Here is a 21,946-nt window from a genome sequence, read left to right on the forward strand (position 1 = left end):
AAAACAAAGGAGATCTTAAGTGGAAGAGTTGGAAAATAAGGTACATGAAGAGACTTCAAATGATACAGAAGTTTCAGAACAAGAGACAAGCGTCAAGCAGGAAAACGGGAATAGCAATCCTGTAGCTCCTGTCTCAAGTCAGCTAGGATTTGTGGATAAGGTAAAACAACTCATTGAGACACGACGTAAGGAAACTCTTGGTGTGGTGATTGCTGTTGGACTTGCTATTATCGCCTTTGTAGGTTATAACTTTTATCAAGGACAACCTAAAAGTTTAGCAAAAGAAGTTAGGGTTGAATTTTCAGGATATTCAGAGTCAGGGACTTTGACTTATAATGAAGAAGTGATTGCGGCCATGATTAAGGAACTATCCTACAAAAAAGCTGGATTTAACAAGGAACAAGCTCAGGCCCTTGCTCAGAATGATCCTGTAGCCCTATCGGCTTTGGCAACCAATCCGCAATTAGCCTCAAAAGCTTCTCTAGCTAAGGCTATGATTAGCAGTGTTCGTTATGAGTTTGATAAGAAAAGTGAGTTAAAAAATGGGGACGAAGTGACCTTCACAGTCACAACAACTTCGCAAAATTCTCCTGTTAAAGCTGAAAAGAAAACATTTAAGGTTGAAACACTGAAGGAATATGAAAAAGTTTCAAAAGAAGACCTCTTGAAACTGACTCCTGTAAGTTTTGAAGGCTTTAATGGCTATGGTCAAGTTTCTATTCCTAAAACAAAAGATGAGGAAGATATCTTCACTATTGATGGTAATTCTGATGCCAATGATTTGAAAAATGGTGATAACATCAAACTTGTGGTTCGTGACTACTATTTGAATAAATTGAAAAAAGAAGGGAAAGTACCTGCAGAAAAGAGTTTTGAAGTTCCAGTTTCTGGCTTGAAAGAAGTCAGTGAGATTAAGGAATTAAAGGATATTCTTAAGAAAATTGATGACTACAGTAAGTCTGAAAACAAAAATAGCTCCTCCTCTTCGTATACACTAGAACCGCAAGGAACATACTTAGGAATATTTTCATCAAGTGACAGTGCTTATGAAAATATTATTGGTCTAAGCATCATCTATAAAGTTACTGAAACCAAGTCGGATGGGTCTAAAGAAACTCATTTTAAAGACTATGGTTATGTAGCAGGAGTCAAAAAAGACGGCAGTGTAGATATGGATAAGCTAGAGAAATTGCAGTTTAATACTACTACAGATTTAGAAGGGTTGAAGTCCTATTTATTGAATTATAAATTAAAAGAATATAAGCAGTGATAGTAGTAAATTTGAAACTCATCAACTCAGGTTGGTGAGTTTTTGCTAATTTGACAGTCTATTGAAATAAGACTATAATCAAGCTGTAACAGTATTTGAGGAGGTTTAGATGTACTTTAGATTGGAAAATAAGGAATCCCATAAATCACAAGAAATAGGGAATCTGATTCGTGCTTATAACCGTTCAAAAAGAGAAGAGGCTGAAAGTGAGCCACTGAATCTTTATGTCGAAGATGAAAAGGGCAATCTCCTGGCAGGTTTGATAGCAGAGACTTTTGGAAATTGGCTAGAAATCGAGTATTTATTTGTAAAAGAGGAACTGAGAGGGCAAGGAATCGGTTCAAAACTATTGCAGCAAGCAGAAACTGAAGCTAAGAATCGAAGCTGTCGTTTTGCTTTTGTCAATACTTACCAGTTTCAAGCTCCAGATTTTTATAAAAGGCATGGCTACAAGGAAGTCTTTACCTTACAAGACTATCCCTACATTGGGCAAAGATATTATTACCAAAAGAATCTGTAAGGTGAATATGAAGTGATAAGCTCGTACATGAGTATGGAGGTGGACTGATGGATATGAGTAACTATCGATAAATACAAGTTAGGACCTAGAAATTGTGTCTTTCTAGACGATATTTAAGACAAACCAATCGCAGCTGAGACATTAGATGTGAAAGCTTACCATGCCGTTGATATTTTGAAAAAATTGAATAAGCAGAAAACTCTCTATCTTTTTGTGGTAGAGAATTTTTTTATTAACAAAATATTACAAAATGACAGATATATGTTGCATTAAGTTAGATATATGATATAATAATGTTAAAAAGAGGCGCAACTTTTTAAAACTATAAGGAGGATGCAGGTGGCTAAAAATTTAAAATTAAAATTAGCTCGGGTAGAGCTTGATTTAACACAAGGTCAACTGGCAGAGGCTGTCGGTGTGACGCGCCAGACTATTGGTCTAATAGAGGCGGGCAAATACAATCCCAGTCTCTCGCTCTGCCAGTCCATTTGCAGATGTTTAGGGAAAACCCTAGACCAACTATTTTGGGAGGAAGAAGATGGTAAATAAATTCATTCATTATCAATTACTTGACGAAAGAGAAGAACAACTAATCAATAAAGCTGGGGCAGAATCCTTTTCCCTCTTTATTGTGCTTGTGCTTCTAAGCTATTTGGTGGCTGTATTAGCTCCCTCTCTTTTTAATCCGAATTTTCTAGTGTATACACTGATAGTAGGAATTTTCTTCTTTTTTAATCGTGCCCGTTATCTGGGAGTGACCTATTATAGTCGTTTTCATTTTACGATTTTGGGTTGTTTTTTTCTAACCTTGGCGATTACAGCTCTTTTGATGTTGCAGAATTATCAATTCAATATCGAAATTTATCAGCACAATCCTTTGAACGTTAAATACTTGTCTGCTTGGGTCATTACTTATCTGATTTATCTTCCTTGGGTTTTTATCGGTAATCTCGGCCTTAAAAGTTATGGAGAATGGGCTCAGAAAAAGTTTGAACAAGATATGGATGAACTGGAGAGTGGAGAATAGCTTGTTACTCTTTTCTCAATCCAGCCAAAATATGTTATAATAGTACTAATTTATTGGAATACATGAAAGTTCTTGAAAATTTTTATGTGTTTCTAGCTAAGGAAGTAGGAAAAGTATGTATCCAGATGATAGTTTAACATTGCACACGGACTTGTACCAGATCAACATGATGCAGGTTTACTTTGACCAAGGAATTCACAATAAAAAGGCGGTCTTTGAGGTTTATTTCCGCCAACAGCCTTTTAAGAATGGCTATGCGGTTTTTGCTGGTTTGGAAAGAATTGTGAGCTATCTTGAAGACTTGCGTTTTTCAGATAGTGATATCGCCTATTTGGAGTCGCTTGGTTATCAGGGGGCATTCTTGGACTACCTCCGCAATTTCAAGTTGGAGTTGACTGTTCGTTCTGCCCAAGAAGGGGACTTGGTCTTTGCAAATGAACCGATTGTACAGGTGGAAGGCCCTCTAGCCCAATGTCAGTTGGTTGAAACAGCTCTTTTGAACATCGTCAACTACCAGACCTTGGTGGCGACTAAGGCAGCTCGTATTCGCTCGGTTATTGAAGATGAACCCTTGATGGAGTTTGGAACACGTCGGGCGCAAGAAATGGATGCGGCTATCTGGGGAACACGCGCAGCGGTTATTGGTGGCGCCAATGGAACTAGCAACGTGCGTGCTGGTAAACTCTTTGACATTCCTGTCTTGGGGACCCATGCCCATGCCTTGGTACAGGTTTATGGCAATGATTATGAGGCTTTCAAGGCTTATGCTGCGACCCACAAAAATTGTGTCTTTCTTGTGGATACCTATGACACCCTTCGCATTGGGGTACCCGCTGCTATTCAGGTGGCGCGTGAACTGGGTGACCAGATTAATTTTATGGGTGTGCGGATTGATTCTGGGGATATTGCCTACATTTCCAAGAAAGTTCGTCAGCAACTGGACGAGGCTGGATTTACAGAGGCTAAGATTTATGCTTCAAATGATCTAGATGAAAATACCATCCTTAACCTCAAGATGCAAAAGGCCAAGATTGATGTCTGGGGTGTGGGTACCAAGCTGATTACAGCTTATGATCAGCCAGCACTTGGGGCAGTTTATAAGATTGTGGCCATTGAAGATGAAAATGAGAACATGCGCAATACGATCAAGCTGTCCAATAATGCGGAAAAAGTGTCTACGCCAGGTAAGAAGCAGGTGTGGCGCATTACCAGTCGTGAAAAAGGCAAGTCAGAAGGTGACTACATTACTTATGACGGTGTGGATGTGAGCGACATGAAGGAAATCAAGATGTTCCATCCGACTTATACCTACATCAAGAAGACGGTACGTAATTTTGATGCTGTGCCTCTCTTGGTGGATATTTTTAAAGACGGAAAATTGATTTACAACCTGCCTAGCTTGACTGAGATTCAGGCTTATGCTCGTAAGGAATTTGACAAGCTTTGGGATGAGTACAAGCGTGTGCTCAATCCGCAACACTATCCAGTGGATTTGGCGCGTGATGTATGGCAAGACAAGATGGACTTGATTGACAAGATGCGCAAGGAAGCCCTTGGTGAAGGAGAAGAAGAATGAATTTGCAAGAAACGATTATCCAAGAACTGGGCGTGAAACCAGTGATTGATGCCCAGGAAGAAATCCATCGTTCTATTGATTTCTTAAAAAGATACCTGAAAAAGCATCCCTTTCTTAAAACCTTTGTACTAGGGATTTCTGGGGGACAGGACTCAACCTTAGCAGGTCGATTGGCTCAATTAGCTATGGAAGAACTGCGAGCTGAAACGGGCGATGACAGCTACAAATTTATCGCTGTCCGTCTGCCTTATGGAGTGCAAGCTGATGAAGCAGATGCTCAAAAAGCCCTAGCCTTCATCCAGCCAGATGTCAGCTTGGTTGTGAATATCAAGGAATCAGCCGACGCCATGACGGCAGCAGTCGAAGCGACAGGTAGTCCTGTTTCAGACTTCAACAAGGGCAATATCAAGGCTCGTTGCCGTATGATTGCCCAATATGCCCTTGCTGGTTCCCATAGTGGAGCGGTCATTGGAACAGACCATGCTGCGGAAAATATCACAGGTTTCTTTACCAAGTTTGGTGACGGTGGTGCGGATATTCTCCCTCTTTACCGACTCAATAAACGCCAAGGAAAACAACTCTTGAAGGAACTTGGTGCAGACCCAGCCCTTTATGAAAAAATCCCAACAGCAGACTTAGAAGAAGACAAACCAGGTCTAGCTGATGAAGTAGCCCTCGGAGTCACATATGAGGAGATTGACGACTACCTAGAAGGCAAAACAATCAGCCTAGAAGCCCAAACGACTATCGAAAACTGGTGGCACAAAGGCCAACACAAACGCCACCTACCCATCACCGTATTCGATGACTTTTGGGAGTGAGACAGAAATCGGTAACTCACAGAGTTCGATTTCGTCGTCTCACCCCCGCAACGATGACTAGGTTTGAAAAAGCTTGGAGAAGCGCATTTCAAACCAGACAGCGACTGCGTCAAGGAACTAGATGAAAAACTTGTTTTTTAGTTGTTACTGAGTTTAGTCTTTTTACCCCGATTCTAGAAATAGGAAAGTGAGAGAAGGTCCGGTGGACCTTTTTAGCTTCTTACCTTGAAATTCAAAGGCAAAGTAAATTTAAATGGAGATTGGACATAGAATCATCTATCAGAAAGCGAGGTAGCGTCATGAAAGCAATCGGTACGCAAATATTACAGACAGATCGTTTAATCTTGCGAAGATTTTTGGAAAGTGATGCAGAAGCCATGTTTCAGAATTGGGCTTCGTCCGCTGAAAATCTAACCTACGTCACTTGGGATCCTCATCCTGATGTCAAGGTGACTCGAAATTCGATTCGCAATTGGGTTGCCTCCTATGCCAATCCCAACTATTACAAATGGGCCATTTGTCTCAAAGAAAACCCGGAGCAGGTAATAGGAGATATCAGCATCGTTGCAATAGATGAGAATGATTCTTCTTGTGAAATTGGCTATGTGCTAGGCAAGGTTTACTGGGGACATGGGTTTATGACAGAAGCATTGAAAGCTGTCTTGGACTTCTGTTTTACTCAAGCAGGTTTTCAAAAAGTTAGAGCTCGATATGCCAGTCTCAATCCAGCTTCAGGTCGTGTCATGGAGAAGGCTGGAATGTCCTATCTAAAGACTATTAGCAATGGTGTAGAGAGAAAAGGCTATCTTGCGGACCTTATTTATTATCAGATAAGTAGGGAAGACTAGTGAATTTTCCTTTCAGTTTCCATCAAAGTCAGGCTTTGTCTGGCTTTTTTTGCAACATTTTTTACATAATCTGATTAAATTCCTATTTTTCCCTATCATTGTCCCTGTTTTTCCTTGAGTTTTGGGGCTATAATAGTCCTATCAAATCAAAGAATGGAGGAAGGCGATGGATAATATAATCTTTTTTATCAGTGTGTTTCTTGCTGGAATTCTTTCCTTCTTTTCTCCTTGTATTTTACCCTTGTTACCGGTCTATGCAGGGGTCTTGTTGGATGACAAAGATGGTACCCAGGCTTCTAGCGAAAAATTTTCAATCTCACTTGTTAGTCTATTGAGAACTCTGGCCTTTATAGCGGGGATTTCCTTTGTTTTTATCTTACTGGGCTATGGAGCTGGTTTTTTAGGCAATTTGCTTTATGCTTCTTGGTTTCAGTATGTGACGGGTGCGGTGATCATTCTCTTGGGCTTGCACCAGATGGAAGTCTTACATTTGAAGGGACTCTACAAGGAAAGAAGGCTACAATTACAGGGACAGGGGCAAAAGGGTAAGGGCTATAGTCAGGCATTTTTACTGGGATTGACCTTTAGTTTTGCTTGGACGCCTTGTGTGGGGCCGGTTCTTGGCTCTGTTTTGGCCTTGGCGGCTTCAGGTGGTTCAGGTGCTTGGCAGGGAGCTGGTCTCATGTTGATTTACACGCTGGGTTTGGCGCTACCATTTTTGGTTCTAGCTCTTGCCTCCAGCTATGTTTTGAAACATTTCCGAAAACTCCATCCTTATCTCGGAACCCTCAAAAAAGTGGGTGGTTTCCTCATTATCGTAATGGGAATCTTGGTGCTTTTGGGAAATGCTTCTATTTTGACTACATTATTTGAATAGAGAGGAAGAAGAAATGAAAAAATGGCAAACATGCCTCCTTGGAGTAGGCTCAATCTGTTGCTTGGCAGCCTGTTCGGCTAAAAATATGTCAGACGAAGCTACTATGAAGGAGCAAACAAAAACAGAACAAGTCAGTTCACAAACTGCGACTAAAGGTCAGGCAGTTGCTGATTTTGAATTGATGGCTGTAGATGGCAAGACCTACCGCTTGTCTGATTACAAGGGCAAGAAAGTCTATCTCAAATTCTGGGCTTCTTGGTGTTCCATCTGTCTAGCTAGTCTTCCTGACACGGATGAAATTGCTAAAGATGCTGGTGATGATTATGTGGTTTTGACGGTAGTGTCACCTGGACACAAGGGTGAACAAGCTGAAGCAGACTTTAAGAACTGGTACAAGGGCTTGGATTATAAAAATTTCCCAGTTCTAATTGACCCATCAGGTAAACTATTGGAAAGTTATGGTGTCCGTTCTTACCCAACTCAAGCCTTTATAGACAAGGAAGGAAAGCTGGTCAAAACGCAACCAGGTTTTATGGATAAGGATATGATTTTAAAGACATTGAAAGAAATGGGGTAGAGAAAGATCATGAATGATAAAGTAAAATTGTTTGTCTTGGCAGGAATCTTTTTCCTAGCCATAAGCGGTTTCTATTTTCTATTGATGCGAAATGCAGGGCAGACAGATAGCTCGCAAATTGAGAAAGCAGCAGTTAGCCAAGGAGGAAAAACAGTGAAAAAAACAGAAGTGAGTAAAGATGCAGATTTGCACGAAATTTATCTGGCTGGAGGTTGTTTCTGGGGAGTTGAGGAATATTTCTCACGCGTTCCCGGAGTGACAGATGCCGTTTCGGGCTATGCGAACGGTAGAGGGGAAACAACTAAGTACGAATTGATTAACCAAACTGGACATGCGGAGACTGTCCATGTCACCTATGATGCCAAGCAAATTTCTCTCAAGGAAATCCTGCTTCACTATTTCCGCATTATCAATCCAACCAGCAAAAATAAACAAGGAAATGATGTGGGAACCCAATACCGTACGGGTGTTTATTACACAGATGACAAGGATTTAGAGGTGATTAACCAAGTCTTTGATGAGGTGGCTAAGAAATACGACCAACCTCTAGCAGTTGAAAAGGAGGCCTTGAAGAATTTTGTAGTGGCTGAGGATTACCACCAAGACTATCTCAAGAAAAATCCAAATGGCTACTGCCATATCAATGTCAATCAGGCGGCCTATCCTGTCATTGATGCCAGCAAATATCCCAAACCAAGTGATGAGGAATTGAAAAAGACCTTGTCACCTGAGGAGTATGCAGTCACCCAGAAAAATCAAACAGAACGAGCTTTTTCAAACCGTTACTGGGATAAATTTGAATCTGGTATCTATGTGGATGTAGCAACTGGTGAACCTCTCTTTTCATCAAAGGATAAGTTTGAGTCTGGTTGTGGCTGGCCTAGTTTTACCCAACCCATCAGTCCAGATGTTGCCACCTACAAGGAAGATAAGTCTTACAATATGACACGCATGGAAGTGCGAAGCCGAGTTGGAGATTCTCACCTTGGCCATGTCTTTACGGACGGCCCACAGGACAAGGGTGGCTTGCGCTACTGTATCAATAGTCTCTCTATCCGCTTTATTCCCAAAGATCAAATGGAAGAAAAAGGCTACGCTTATTTACTAGATTATGTCGATTAAGAGGGATTTCCTAAGCAGTTAGAGGAGAATTTTGCTATACTGATACTAGTAAGTGACAAAGGAGAGAAGCATGACCTATACAATCTTAATCGTAGAAGATGAATATCTGGTAAGACAAGGCTTGACCAAGCTGGTCAATGTAGCAGCCTACGATATGGAAATCATCGGTCAAGCTGAAAATGGAAGACAGGCTTGGGAATTGATACAAAAGCAGGTGCCAGATATTATTTTAACCGATATCAACATGCCTCAGCTAAATGGGATCCAGTTGGCCAGTCTGGTCCGAGAAACCTATCCTCAGGTGCATTTGGTCTTTTTAACAGGCTACGATGATTTTGATTATGCCTTGTCTGCTGTCAAACTAGGTGTGGATGATTACCTACTCAAGCCCTTTTCTCGTCAGGATATCGAGGAAATGCTGGGGAAAATCAAGCAAAAGTTGGATAAGGAAGAGAAAGAAGAGCAGTTACAAGATTTATTGACTGATAAGTTTGAGGGAAATATGGCCCAGAAAATCCAGTCCCATCTGGCTGATAGCCAATTTAGTTTAAAGTCTTTAGCAAATGACTTAGGCTTTAGCCCGACTTATCTGAGTTCTTTGATTAAGAAAGAGTTAGGCATGCCTTTTCAGGATTATCTGGTGAGAGAACGTGTCAAACAAGCCAAGCTCTTGCTTCTGACAACGGATTTAAAGATTTATGAGATCGCAGAGAAAGTTGGTTTTGAAGATATGAACTATTTTACCCAACGCTTTAAGCAGATTGCGGGTGTGACCCCTCGTCAGTTTAAGAAGGGGGAAGGTCGATGAAACGTTCTTCTCTCCTAGTCAGAATGGTTATTTCCATCTTTCTGGTATTTCTCATTCTCCTAGCTCTGGTTGGGACTTTCTACTATCAATCTAGTTCTTCAGCCATTGAGGCTACTATTGAGGACAATAGCCAAACGACTATCAGTCAGACTAGCCACTTTATCCAGTCTTATATCAAAAAATTAGAAACCACGTCGACTAGTTTGACCCAGCAGGCAGATGTTTTATCCTATGCTGAGAATCCCAGTCAAGACAAGGTCAAGGGAATTCGAGATCTATTTTTGACTATCTTGAAGGCAGACCAAGACTTGAAAACGTTAGTTCTGGTCACCAAATCCGGTCAGGTCATTTCTACAGATGATAGTGTGCAAATGAAAACCTCCTCAGATATGATGGCTGAGAACTGGTACCAAAAGGCCATTCATCAGGGAGCCGTGCCAGTTTTGACCCCAGCTCGTAAATCGGACAGTCAGTGGGTCATTTCTGTCACTCAAGAACTTGTTGATGCAAAGGGAGCCAATCTGGGCGTGCTTCGTTTGGATATTTCCTACGAAACTCTAGAAGCCTATCTCAACCAGCTTCAGTTGGGTCAGCAGGGCTTTGCCTTTATCATCAATGAAAACCATGAATTTGTTTATCACCCTCAACACACAGTTTATAGTTCGTCTAGCGAAATGGAGGCTATGAAACCCTACATCGAGACGGGTCAGGGCTATACTCCTGGCCACAAATCCTACGTCAGTCAGGAAAAGATTTCAGGAACTGATTGGACGGTGCTTGGCGTGTCTTCGCTGGAGAAGTTAGATCAGGTTCGGAGTCAACTCATGTGGACCTTGCTTGGAGCTAGTGTTACATCTCTTCTTGCCTGCCTCTGCTTGGTGTGGCTTAGTCTTAAACGCTGGATTGCTCCTCTGAATGACTTGAGAGAAACCATGCTGGAGATTGCTTCTGGTAATCAGAATCTTCGTGCCAAGGAAACTGGTGCCCATGAACTGAGAGAAGTGACTCGCCAGTTCAATGCTATGTTGGATCAGATTGATCAGCTGATGGCAGATATTCGCAGGCAGGAAGAAACGACCCGTCAGTACCAACTTCAAGCTTTATCAAGCCAGATTAATCCGCATTTCCTCTACAATACTTTGGACACCATCATCTGGATGGCTGAATTTCAGGATAGTCAGCGAGTGGTTCAGGTGACCAAGTCTTTGGCGACATATTTCCGCTTGGCACTCAATCAAGGCAAGGACTTGATTTCCCTGTCTGACGAAATCAATCATGTCCGCCAGTATCTCTTTATCCAGAAACAACGTTATGGGGATAAGCTGGAATATGAGATTGAGGAAAATCCTGCCTTTGATCATCTAGTCTTGCCTAAGTTGGTGTTACAACCCTTGGTAGAAAATGCCCTTTACCATGGCATTAAGGAAAAAGAAGGTCAGGGTCATATTAAAGTTTCTGTGCAGAAACAGGATTCAGGAATGGTCATCCGTATTGAGGATGATGGCGTTGGTTTCCAAGATGCTAGCGACAGTAGTCAAAGTCAACTCAAACGTGGGGGAGTTGGTCTTCAAAATGTTAATCAACGGCTCAAACTTCACTTTGGAGAAGATTACCAAATGAAGATTGATTCTATTCCCTCAAAAGGTACGACAGTTGAAATATACATAAATAGAATAGAAACTAATTAACTCCCAGTCAATTCTGGGAGTTTTATGCGTAATTGGGCAAGCTTTCTAGGTTGTCTATCTTGCTAAAACGTAGAAAAAACGATATGATAGATAATGACAAAAGAGGTATCAAGTATGAAGGAAAAAGACATTCAAAGAGAAACAAGCCAGATTGTAAAAGATGTATTAGAAAAGGCCAATTTGAAGCAAGGATCTATCTTTGTTTTGGGTCTTTCTTCTAGTGAGGTGATAGGTGGTCAGATTGGCAAGGAATCAAGCCAAGAAATTGGGGAAATCATTGTGAAGACCATCCTAGATATCCTAGAAGACAAAGGAATTCATCTAGCCGTTCAAGGTTGTGAACATGTCAATCGGGCCCTCGTCGTTGAACGTCAGGTGGCAGAGCGGTTTGGACTGGAAATCGTCAGTGTCCTTCCAACTCTCCATGCAGGAGGTTCAGGTCAGTTGGCAGCCTTCAAGTTTATGCAAGATCCAGTTGAAGTTGAATTTATCAAGGCTCATGCTGGATTGGATATCGGAGACACTGCAATTGGCATGCATGTCAAGCATGTTCAGGTTCCAATTCGCCCTCTTTTGAGAGAGATTGGGCATGCCCATGTAACGGCTCTTGCAAGTCGTCCAAAATTAATTGGAGGTGCGCGTGCGCACTATCCGCAAGATTCTATTAGAAAGTCATAAGAATGAGAAAAACAAAACAACAACTAGAAAAGATTACCAAATATTCGATTCGTAAGCTAACTGTTGGGGTAGGTCCTGTAGCCATCGGGGCCTTCCTTTTTGGTGCTGCTACCCTTTCAGTAGATAAGGTTCAAGCCAATGAAGTTGGCGGTGCTCATAGTGTTCATTACCGTTATTTGGCGGAGCAGGAATTGACCGATTCTGAAAAAGCCCTGATTCACCATGAGGTTCCTACAGAATTTCAAGATGATGATATTCTCTATGTAGTTTATCGCAAGAAGGCAACTAACAGTCAACAACTTCCTTACACAGGAAGTAAAGAATTAGCCTTGGCAGGTTTTGGTTTGGCAACAGCTTCGCTAGCAGTCTTTTTGGTGTCTAAAAAAGGTCGTAGAGAAGTTCTAGGTGTTCTCTTGATCGGTTCTTTAGGAGCCAGCACCTTTGTACCTTATGGGACATTTGCATTTGAAAATAAAGAATTGCTTTCTTATAACCAAACTATTTCCGCCTCTACACATGAAGGCTTGACTGAAGGGATTATCCACATTGATGGTTATGAATACATCGGATACTTCAAGGAAGCAGAACTCCACCCATCAAGACCAGCTTCAGCTGAGAAGCCTCAGTTGCCATTAGAAAAGCAAAGTGCAAATGAAATCGAGAAGACAGAAGTAGTTCAAGAAAAACCTACTGTTGCGCCAGAAACTGTCATTGAAAAAACTGTGGCACAAACTCCGGTTGCTCCTGCTCTTGAAGAAAAACCAGTTTTTGAGAAGCCTCAGACCAGACTGGAAGAGAGCTTGGTGGGGATCCCGTTTGAAACAGTCACAAGCCCAGATGCTAATTTAGCAGAAGGACAGACTCATATCGTCACAGCTGGAGTAAATGGTCAGCGCCGCCTTGTAACCAAAGTATCAATGGTTAATGGTCAAGAAGTTAGAGAAGTTATCGAAGACCAAGTGGTTCAAAATCCTGTGTCACAAGTGATTGAAGTCGGAACGAAGAAAGAGGTGCAACCTGCTCCAACTCCAACCCCACAAGCTGAACCAACTTATCAAGTAGCTGAAGGGACGCAAGAGGAAGATAAAACTGGCCAAGCCTTAACACAACCTGAATTGCCAGAGGCTCCAGTAGAAGCAAAAGGTACTCAAGAACCAGGTAAAGAGGGCCAAGCTCTAACACAACCAGAACTTCCAGAGGCTCCAGTTGAAGCAAAAGGTACCCAAGAGGAAGGCAAAGAAGGCCAAGCTTTAACACAGCCAGAATTGCCAGAAGCTCCAATCGAATCAAAAGGAACTCAAGAGGAAGGCAAGGCAGGTCAAGCTTTAGTACAGCCAGAACTTCCTGAATATACAGAACCAGTTTCAACTAAGGGAACACAAGAAACAGGAAAAGAAGGACAAGCTACAGAGCAACCAGCAAATCCAGAATATAAAGTAACAACTGGTACAGTTGAGAAATCTACTGAAAGTGAATTAGATTTCACAACAGAAGTAGTTCCTGATGACACAAAATATGTGGATGAAGAAGTAGTTGAACGTACAGGTTCTAAAGGAATTCAAGTTACGAAAACAACTTATGAAACAGTGGAAGGTGTAGAGACAGATAAAGTTGTTTCTACAACTACAGAAGTGAAAACTCCTGCCGTTTCTAAAGTAGTTAAAAAAGGAACAAAACCAATTGAAGGAACAAAAGTTGAAACAAGAGAAGAAGCCATTCCTTTTGAAACAAAAACAGAAGAGGATGATACTTTAAAACGTGGAACAACTAAAGTTGCTCAAGAAGGTGTAGACGGTAAGAAACAAATTACTGAAACGTATAAAACAATTCGCGGAGAAAAAACAAGCGATGCTCCAACAGTAGAAGAAAAAGTTATCTTACAACCTCAAGATAAAATTATTAAAAAAGGTACAAAAGGTTTAGAAAAACCAACCTTACAATGGGCGAATACTGAAAAAGATGTCTTGAAGAAGAGCGCTACAGCTAGTTATACATTAAATAAACCAGCTGGAGTAGAAATCAAATCAATCAAATTAGCGTTGAAAGATAAAGATGGACAACTTGTAAAAGAAGTAACGGTAGCTGAAAATAATTTAAACGCTACTTTAGATAAATTGAAATATTATCAAGGATACACTCTATCTACTACGATGGTTTATGATCGTGGAGAAGGCGAAGAAACTGAGAAATTAGAAGATAAACAAATTCAGTTAGACCTCAAAAAAGTTGAAATCAAGAACATCAAAGAAACAAGTTTGATGAGTGTGGATGCTGAAGGAAAAGAAACAGATAAGAGCTTATTAACTGAAAAGCCAACAGATGTTGCTCCATTATATTTACGTGTAACAACGCATGATAATAAGACAACAAGACTTGCAGTAAGTTCTGTTGAAGAAGTTGTTGTTGATGGGAAAACATTGTACAAAGTTGTAGCGAAAGCTCCAGACTTAGTTCAACGTAGAGCAGATGATACTTTCAGTGAAGAGTATGTTCATTACTTTGAAAAACAAAAAGCACACGAAGGTGATGTATATTATAGTTTTAATGACTTGGTAACAGCTATGAAAGCTAACCCAAGTGGTACTTTTAAACTTGGTGCAGACCTTAATGCTGCTAACGTACCAACTCCAAATAAACAATATGTACCTGGTAAATTCAGCGGAACTTTAACAAGTGTCGATGGAAAACATTATACAATTCACAATATGGCTCGTCAGTTATTTGATAATGTCGAAGGTGGTACAATTAATAACATTAATTTAGGTAATGTTAATATTAATATGCCTTGGGTTGAAAATATTTCAGCACTATCAAGAGTAGCTAAAAATGCCACAGTTGAAAATGTTAAGGTAACTGGTAGCATCCTTGGTAAAGATGGTATTGCTGGTATTGTAAACAAAGTGGACGTTGGTGGTTTATTACAAAATGTTGCCTTTGTTGGTAAAGTTACTGGTGTTGGCGATAAAGGCTGGGATATGGGCGGTATTTCTGGAGAAGTTTGGAAAGGGAATATTAAAAAAGCCTATGTTGATGCTGATATTGTAGCAAATAAAGCTCGTATTGGTGGTCTTGTTGCTAGAACAGATAATGGTTACGATGGAAATGGGGTTAACAAATATGCATTTACTAGCCAATCTGTCGTTAAAGGAACTATTAAGGTAAAAACGCCTGTTGAAGTTGGTGGTTTCATTAGTAAAAACTATCCATGGGGTCGAGTTCTTGATACTGTTACAATGATGAAAGTTGAAAATGGTGAGGAATTCTATGGTTCCAAAGATCTTGTTGATGATGATGGATACTTTACAAATAATTGGATTGATAGAAACTATGTTGTTACAGGTGTGAGTGAAGGAAAACGTTCATTCAAATATTCTCGTAGTAATCGAATCCAAGAAATCAGCTTAGAAGAAGCTAACAAAAAAATAGAATCATTCGGAATTACAGCTGATAAATTCGAAATTGCTCCACTTGTGGAAGATAAACTAAACCAAGTTAAACCAAAATCTGATACTTATAAAGAGATTCAAGATTATAATGCAGATCGTGAACTTGCATACCGTAATATTGAGAAACTTCAACCATTCTACAATAAAGAATGGATTATCAATCAAGGAAATAAAATTCCTGCAGGTTCTAAATTATTAACGACTGAAGTATTATCTGTAACAGGTATGAAAGATGGACAATTTGTAACGGACTTATCTGATGTTGATCATATTATAATTCATTACGCTGATGGTACGAAAGAAGAAAAAGCTGTATCAGCTAAAGCTACGTCAAATGTGGAACAAGTAAAAGAATACGGTATTACAGATTTAGGTGATGTAGTTTACACACCAAATATGGTAGTTAAAGACCGTACTCAACTAATCAGTGAGATTAAAACGAAATTAGATAGTGTTCAATTAATTTCACAAGAAGTTCGTGACTTAATGGACAAACGTAACAAACCAGCTGAGAATAGTGACAATCATAAGAACAATTACATTCGTAACTTATTCCTTGAAGAAAGCTTCGAAGAAACGAAAGCTAATTTAGATAAATTAGTGAAAGCTTTAGTCGAAAACGAAGACCATCAATTAAATGGTGACGAAGCAGCCATGAAAGCTCTTCTTAAAAAAGTAGAAGATAACAAAGCTAAAATAATGATGGCTCTTACTTATTTAAATCGTTATTATGGATTTAAATACAATGATATGAGTATTAAAGACCTTATGATGTTCAAACCTGATTTCTATGGTAAGAATGTTAGTGTTATCGATAGATTGATTCAAATTGGTTCTAGTGAGAAAAACTTAAAAGGTGACCGAACTCAAGATGCTTATCGTGATGTGATTGCGGGAGCAACAGGTAAAGGTAACTTAAATGACTTTTTAACATATAATATGAAGTTGTTTACAGAAGATACTGATATGAATGTTTGGTATAAGAAGGCTGTATCACACACTAACTATATTGTTGAGAAGCAATCCTCAAACCCTGCGTTTGCTAATAAAAAATATCATTTGTATGAAAACCTTAATAACGGTGAGCATGGACGTTATATCCTACCACTTCTTAATACGAAGAAAGCTCATATGTTCTTGATTTCAACATACAATACACTAGCATTTAGTGCGTTTGAGAAATATGGTAAGAATACAGAAGCTGAACGTGAAGCATTCAAGAAAGAAATCGACTTACGTGCACAAGAACAAATCAACTACTTAGACTTCTGGTCTCGCTTGGCGGCTGATAATGTACGTAATCAGTTGTTGAAATCTGAAAACATGGTTCCATCGGCTATCTGGGATAACCATGGTGCGCCAGGTGGATGGGTTGATAGAATGGGTCACACGAAGAATGGTAATTATGCTCCAATTCGTGAGTTCTATGGTCCAACTGGTAAGTGGCACGGTGATAATGGCATGGGTGCATACGCATATATCTTTGATAGACCTCAAAACTCAGAAGCCGTGTACTATATTTGGTCAAGTATGATTAGTGATTTTGGTACATCAGCCTTTACTCATGAAACAACGCATATCAATGACCGTATGGCTTACTTAGGTGGTTGGGGACATCGTGAGGGTACAGACGTTGAAGCCTTTGCTCAAGGAATGTTACAATCTCCAGCTGTATCAAGTTCGAATGGTGACTACGGTGCACTAGGTCTTAACATGGCTTATAAACGTGAAAACGATGGTAAACAATGGTACAACTATGATCCAAATAAATTAGATAGTAGAGAAGCTATCGACCATTACATGAAAAACTATAATGAAGCGCTCATGATGCTCGACCATTTAGAAGCGGATGCCGTTATCGCGAAGAATGATGGTGACAACAACAAGTGGTTCAAGAAGATGGACAAAAAATGGCGTGAGAAAGCTGATAGAAATGGTTTAGTTGGACAACCACACCAATGGGATTTACTTCGTGACCTAAATGACGCGGAGAACAAGAAGAAATTGACAAGCATTGATGACCTTGTAGATGGTAATTACGTGACTAAGCATAATATGCCTGGTAATAAATATTATCGTGCTGAAGGTTTTGATACGGCATATCAAACTGTAAGTATGATGGCTGGAATTTACGGTGGTAATACAAGTCAAAGTGCTGTAGGTTCTATCTCGTTCAAACATAATACATTCCGTATGTGGGGTTACTTCGGATATGTCAATGGATTTGTCGGATATGCTTCAAACAAGTATAAACAAGAATCTAAAGCAGCTGGTAGACCGGGTCTTGGTGATGACTTTATCATTGAGAAAGTGTCTGGTGGTAAATTCCACACACTAGAAGAGTGGAAGAAAGAATGGTTCAAGGAAGTCAAAGCTAAAGGAGAAAAAGGATTTGTCGAAATTGAAATCGACGGACAGAAAATTTCAACTTATGCAGGACTCCAAGAATTGTTCAACAAAGCTGTTGAAAATGACCTTAAAGCGGGTAATTCAAACCAAACAGTTGCACTCAAAGAAAAAGTTTACAAACAACTCTTGCAGAAATCAGATGGATTTGCTGGTGATTTATTCACTAAAGCATAATCAAGAGTAATTTAATAGCCAGAAAATGATAAAAAGGTAGATCAGTTTTGACTGGATCTATCTTTTTTGATGTTCTTGCAGTTCTTAAATGTTCACGTACCAGTATAATTATTGAATATATTTATAACTAAAATACTGGAAAAATAGATTTTAAAAAAGTAAATGAAATGTCAGGCAGGGCTTTGTTTTATGGATTTTGTTCTAGTTCAAACAACTTGCAAAAATAGCTTAAAAATTATAAAATGAAATATAAAGAAATTTGTAAATACGCATAAAATTCAATATGATATAATGTGTACATAGATAAAAGAAAAGGAAATATTATAAATGAAGAACAAGCTTTCTGATAAGTCCCTTGAGAATCAGAGAAAAGAAAAGATCATGCGTTTCTCCATTCGTAAATATAGTTTTGGTGCAGCGAGTGTAGCGGTTGCTGCCTTTTTAATGTTTTTAGGAAATGGAGCAGTTGCAGCGGATCAATTGAAAGTAACTGAAGAGTCTTCTAGTAAAGTAGAGTTGGCTAAAGAAGGTGGGGATAAGACTGAAAATCAGAGTGAGTCCAAAATCAGTGAGCCGAAAATTACTAAACCAGAACTAGATAAAAGTCAACTTGCAAATTATATTGGTGAAATTGAAGGTAAGATTTCAAGTGGAGCCTACGCTAATAAGACAGAGGAAAGTGTAGCGAGTCTAGCTGCTGAGTTAGCTAATGCCAAAGCAACTTTAGCGAGCGCAAGCAGTCAAGAAGAATTGACGAGTGCCTATCAAAAACTGGTTACTGCTGTTAACTCAAAATTACGAAATAAGCCGGTTGAGAAAAAAGAAATTGTTTCAACAGATACTACTGAGAATAAAGAAACAGTTGGTATCAAAGCTGAAAATACTGAGAAACCATCAGAATCAAATGCGATTGAAAAGACTGGTGCCAATGATCCGCGTAATGGAAGTGAAATTGAAAAGGATACAACATTCCGTGCGGCTGTGAATCAAGATCCAAAGGTAGATTTTACATTCTCCATACCAGATGAGAAGAAAATCTATATCTATAACGAAGAGCATTTCTCATTAGAAATTCCGGTTTATTCTGAAACTGGAAAGATTCGTTATGCAACGATTAAGAAAGGATCTAGACAAAGATTCCCTAATGTTGCAGGTACAGATAATGACTTGGATGTTGAATTTGGATTTACAGCTACTGTAATAAATCGTGCTGAAACGGCAGGGGTAACATCGGAGGCGAGTCAAGCCAATCCTGCGAAAATCGTTATTACAGGTCGTCCAAACGATATACTGAAAAAACACAGAGATTATACAAAACAAGAAAACCAAACACTTAACGTGGGTACTCGTTATATTCAGGTGGTTGATGATCAAGGTAGAGAGAATCTTAAAAAAGGTGATAGTATTGCAGACCCAGGGTATTTCTACTTAGTGTTAAAATCTCAAGCAAAAAAATACGCCTTAAGATCTCAACCTACAGATGAAAAGATTTCTGTAACTAGTTTGACAAATCCTACAGCAGAAGATTTAAAGAAAATCAAAGATAGTATTCAATTAGAATATTCAACAACAAACGAAGATGCACGATTTGCTGATAGACGTGGAACTTTAGTAGAACACCCAGAGGATGTTATTCAATCGGTTAATATCGTTGGGAATAATATTGTTGTTACATTTACAGATGGTTCTACGAAGACGAAACCAGTAAGTGAAATTGTACAAAAAAATGTTCCACCGGTTGTTAATCTACCGTATTCAAACGAAGCGAACAGAAATATTTATATCTATTCTGGAGAAGAGACAGACCTAACATTTACTGCAACGGATGAGTCTAAGATTAAGGACCTAAAACTTCGTGGCCCTGGTGACATTAACTATAATAATGCAACTAGTTTTGGTTTAGCAGTAGGAAATATTGTTGATAGCGCAGTAACAAGCGGAGCAGGTTCTGTTTCTGAAGATAAGAAGACAGCAACCATTAAAATGACTGGAACAACGAATTTAACTGCTGGGAAAAAATGGACAAGTGTTATCGTTGCAAAAGATGACAACAATGGAGAAAGTGCACCTTTTAACGGAAGAATTAATGCAACTACTAATCCTGCAGAACGTCAAAAAATTGAAGGTTATGTTGAGTTTGTTGTAAAAAATCAAACTACTAAATATGATATTAAGACTCCAGAAGGAACAGTTAGTGTAGTAGATCCAGCGAATGTAACTGCAGAAGAATTTGAAAAAATTAAAGAAAAAGTAAAAATTGAATACTCTCAAACTAACGATGATGCTAATTTTACTAGCAAGAGAGGACAAACTGTAGACAATCAGGCGACAAGAATTTCTACGATTACAAAAGATGCTAATGGAAATCTTGTTGTGACCTATAAAGATGGTTCAACTGATACAAAACCTTTATCAGAATTCACAAGTTTAAATAAACAACCTGCAATTGACGCGGTTAACAAGGCTGCTGAAGATAAAATTGCAGAGATTAATGCTAATACAAACGCAACTGCAGAAGAAAAAGCAGCTACAATAGAAAAAGTTAATGTCGATAAGGCGAAAGCTTTAACAGCAATTAATGATAACTCGGTAACGACAAAAGCAGCATTAGATAATGCCAAAACATCTGGGACAACAGCGATTAGCAATGATAATCCTGTAGCAACGAAGAAAGATACGGCAAAAGCAGCTATTGACTCAGCTTTAAGAGAGAAAGAAGCAGCCATCGATGCGAATAACGACTTAACGACAGAAGAGAAGAATGCAGCAAAAGCAGATGCACAGGCAAAAGCAACTGCAGCGAAAACAGCAATTGATAATGCGACAACAAACGCAGCAGTGGACTCAGCCCAAACGGCAGGAACAACAAGCGTAAGTTCAGTAACGCCAACAGCGGTAGCAAAACCAGCGGCTAAGAAAGCAATAGATGATGCACTTAAAGCGAAAGAAGCACAACTTGACGCTCGTGCGGACTTAACAGACGAAGAAAAAACAGCAGCAAAAGCAGATGCACAAGCAAGGGCAACAGCGGCTAAAAATAATATTGATACTGCAACAACAAACTCAACAGTAGATAATGCGAAAACTACAGGCGTTGCTGATGTGGAAAGCGTTAATCCGCAAGCAAGCCAAAAGAAAACTGATGCGAAAAATGCAGTTGATGAAGCATTAAAAGCAAAAGAAGCAGCTATAGATGCCAACAATGACTTAACAGACGAAGAAAAAACTGCGGCGAAAGCTGATGCAAAAGCCAAATCTGACGCAGCGAAGCAAGCAATCGACAAGGCGACAACAAATGATGCAGTAACGCAAGCTAAAAACGACGGAGCAACATCAGTAGATTCGGTGACTCCAACTCCGGTAGCCAAACCAGCAGCTAAGAAAGCCATCGATGACGCATTGAAAGCTAAGAACGACGCAATTGATGCCAACAACGATTTGACTGCTGAAGAAAAAGCCAAAGCTAAGGAAGACGCGAAAGTCAAAGCCGATGCAGCGAAGACTGCAATCGACAAGGCGACAACAAACGAGGGAGTAGAACAAGCTGAGGCTAACGGAACAACAGAAGTAAATAATGTAAATCCAACTCCGGTAGCAAAACCAGCAGCTAAGAAAGCAATCGACGATGCACTTAAAGCTAAGAATGACGCGATCGACGCAAACAATGACTTAACAGCGGAAGAGAAAGCAAAAGCTAAAGAAGATGCAAAAGCAAAAGCCGATGCAGCGAAAACAGCGATCGACAACGCAACAACAAACGCGGGAGTGGACCAAGCTAAGGCTAACGGAACAACAGAAGTAAACAATGTAACTCCAACGCCAGTAGCGAAACCAGTAGCAAAAAAAGCAGTAGAAGACGCGTTAGCTGATAAGATAAAAGAAATCGAATCAAACAATGACTTAACAGACGAAGAAAAAACTGCGGCTAAGCAAGAAGCGCAAGACAAGGCGGCTGCAGCGAAAACAGCGATCGACAACGCGACAACAAACGCAGGAGTGGACCAAGCTAAGGCTAACGGAACAACAGAAGTAAACAATGTAACTCCAACGCCAGTAGCGAAACCAGCGGCTAAGAAAGCAGTGGAAGACGCGTTAGCTGAGAAGA

15 protein-coding genes are annotated in these 21,946 nt (G+C 39.8%); all 15 read left to right on the forward strand.

The genetic code is table 11. The features are described from left to right. Positions 1-19 precede the first annotated feature (19 nt). Entirely contained in the window at positions 20-1,270 is a 1,251-nt protein-coding gene (locus ACERDH_RS04750) for a hypothetical protein (RefSeq protein WP_386683591.1), read from the forward strand. Positions 1,271-1,379: 109 nt separating this feature from the next. Then, positions 1,380-1,790 (forward strand): GNAT family N-acetyltransferase, encoded by a 411-nt coding sequence (locus tag ACERDH_RS04755; protein ID WP_386683594.1) that lies wholly within the window; start codon positions 1,380-1,382, stop codon positions 1,788-1,790. Positions 1,791-2,129: 339 nt separating this feature from the next. Next, positions 2,130-2,339 (forward strand): helix-turn-helix transcriptional regulator, encoded by a 210-nt coding sequence (locus ACERDH_RS04760; RefSeq protein WP_001107500.1) that lies wholly within the window; start codon positions 2,130-2,132, stop codon positions 2,337-2,339. Beyond that, a complete protein-coding gene (locus tag ACERDH_RS04765) occupies positions 2,329-2,817 on the forward strand; it encodes a DUF6773 family protein (RefSeq protein ID WP_386683598.1) in 489 nt (162 codons plus the stop codon). Before ACERDH_RS04760 ends, ACERDH_RS04765 begins: the two co-directional genes overlap by 11 nt. A gap of 115 nt (positions 2,818-2,932) precedes the next feature. Beyond that, positions 2,933-4,393 carry a nicotinate phosphoribosyltransferase gene (locus ACERDH_RS04770; RefSeq protein ID WP_386683601.1) on the forward strand — a complete coding sequence of 487 codons (1,461 nt, stop codon included), beginning with the start codon at positions 2,933-2,935 and terminating at the stop codon, positions 4,391-4,393. Continuing rightward, entirely contained in the window at positions 4,390-5,214 is an 825-nt protein-coding gene (nadE, locus tag ACERDH_RS04775; protein ID WP_386683604.1) for an NAD(+) synthase, read from the forward strand. Before ACERDH_RS04770 ends, nadE begins: the two co-directional genes overlap by 4 nt. Before the next feature lie 299 nt (positions 5,215-5,513). Next, positions 5,514-6,062: a GNAT family N-acetyltransferase gene (locus ACERDH_RS04780; RefSeq protein ID WP_084928089.1), complete on the forward strand. Its 549-nt coding sequence runs from the start codon at positions 5,514-5,516 to the stop codon at positions 6,060-6,062. 166 nt (positions 6,063-6,228) lie between these two features. Then, positions 6,229-6,939 carry a thiol-disulfide oxidoreductase-associated membrane protein CcdA2 gene (gene ccdA2, locus ACERDH_RS04785; RefSeq protein ID WP_084886928.1) on the forward strand — a complete coding sequence of 237 codons (711 nt, stop codon included), beginning with the start codon at positions 6,229-6,231 and terminating at the stop codon, positions 6,937-6,939. Between the two features lie 13 nt (positions 6,940-6,952). Continuing rightward, complete coding sequence (locus ACERDH_RS04790) at positions 6,953-7,516, forward strand: redoxin family protein (protein WP_386683609.1); 564 nt, start codon at positions 6,953-6,955, stop codon at positions 7,514-7,516. A 9-nt stretch (positions 7,517-7,525) separates the two neighbouring features. Further along, complete coding sequence (gene msrB, locus ACERDH_RS04795; protein ID WP_386683612.1) at positions 7,526-8,638, forward strand: peptide-methionine (R)-S-oxide reductase MsrB; 1,113 nt, start codon at positions 7,526-7,528, stop codon at positions 8,636-8,638. Positions 8,639-8,708: 70 nt separating this feature from the next. Next, positions 8,709-9,446: a response regulator transcription factor gene (locus tag ACERDH_RS04800; protein ID WP_049488474.1), complete on the forward strand. Its 738-nt coding sequence runs from the start codon at positions 8,709-8,711 to the stop codon at positions 9,444-9,446. After that, positions 9,443-11,134 (forward strand): cache domain-containing sensor histidine kinase, encoded by a 1,692-nt coding sequence (locus tag ACERDH_RS04805; protein WP_386683616.1) that lies wholly within the window; start codon positions 9,443-9,445, stop codon positions 11,132-11,134. Before ACERDH_RS04800 ends, ACERDH_RS04805 begins: the two co-directional genes overlap by 4 nt. A 114-nt stretch (positions 11,135-11,248) precedes the next feature. Continuing rightward, complete coding sequence (locus ACERDH_RS04810; RefSeq protein WP_386683619.1) at positions 11,249-11,812, forward strand: TIGR01440 family protein; 564 nt, start codon at positions 11,249-11,251, stop codon at positions 11,810-11,812. A gap of 2 nt (positions 11,813-11,814) precedes the next feature. Then, positions 11,815-17,841 carry a ZmpA/ZmpB/ZmpC family metallo-endopeptidase gene (locus ACERDH_RS04815; RefSeq protein ID WP_386683622.1) on the forward strand — a complete coding sequence of 2,009 codons (6,027 nt, stop codon included), beginning with the start codon at positions 11,815-11,817 and terminating at the stop codon, positions 17,839-17,841. 327 nt (positions 17,842-18,168) lie between these two features. Then, positions 18,169-21,946: sialic acid-binding adhesin (locus tag ACERDH_RS04820; RefSeq protein WP_415741907.1), on the forward strand; the 3,778-nt coding region annotated here is incomplete at its 3' end.

This window comes from Streptococcus bovismuti, assembly GCF_042436615.2.
Classification (GTDB): Bacteria; Bacillota; Bacilli; order Lactobacillales; family Streptococcaceae; genus Streptococcus.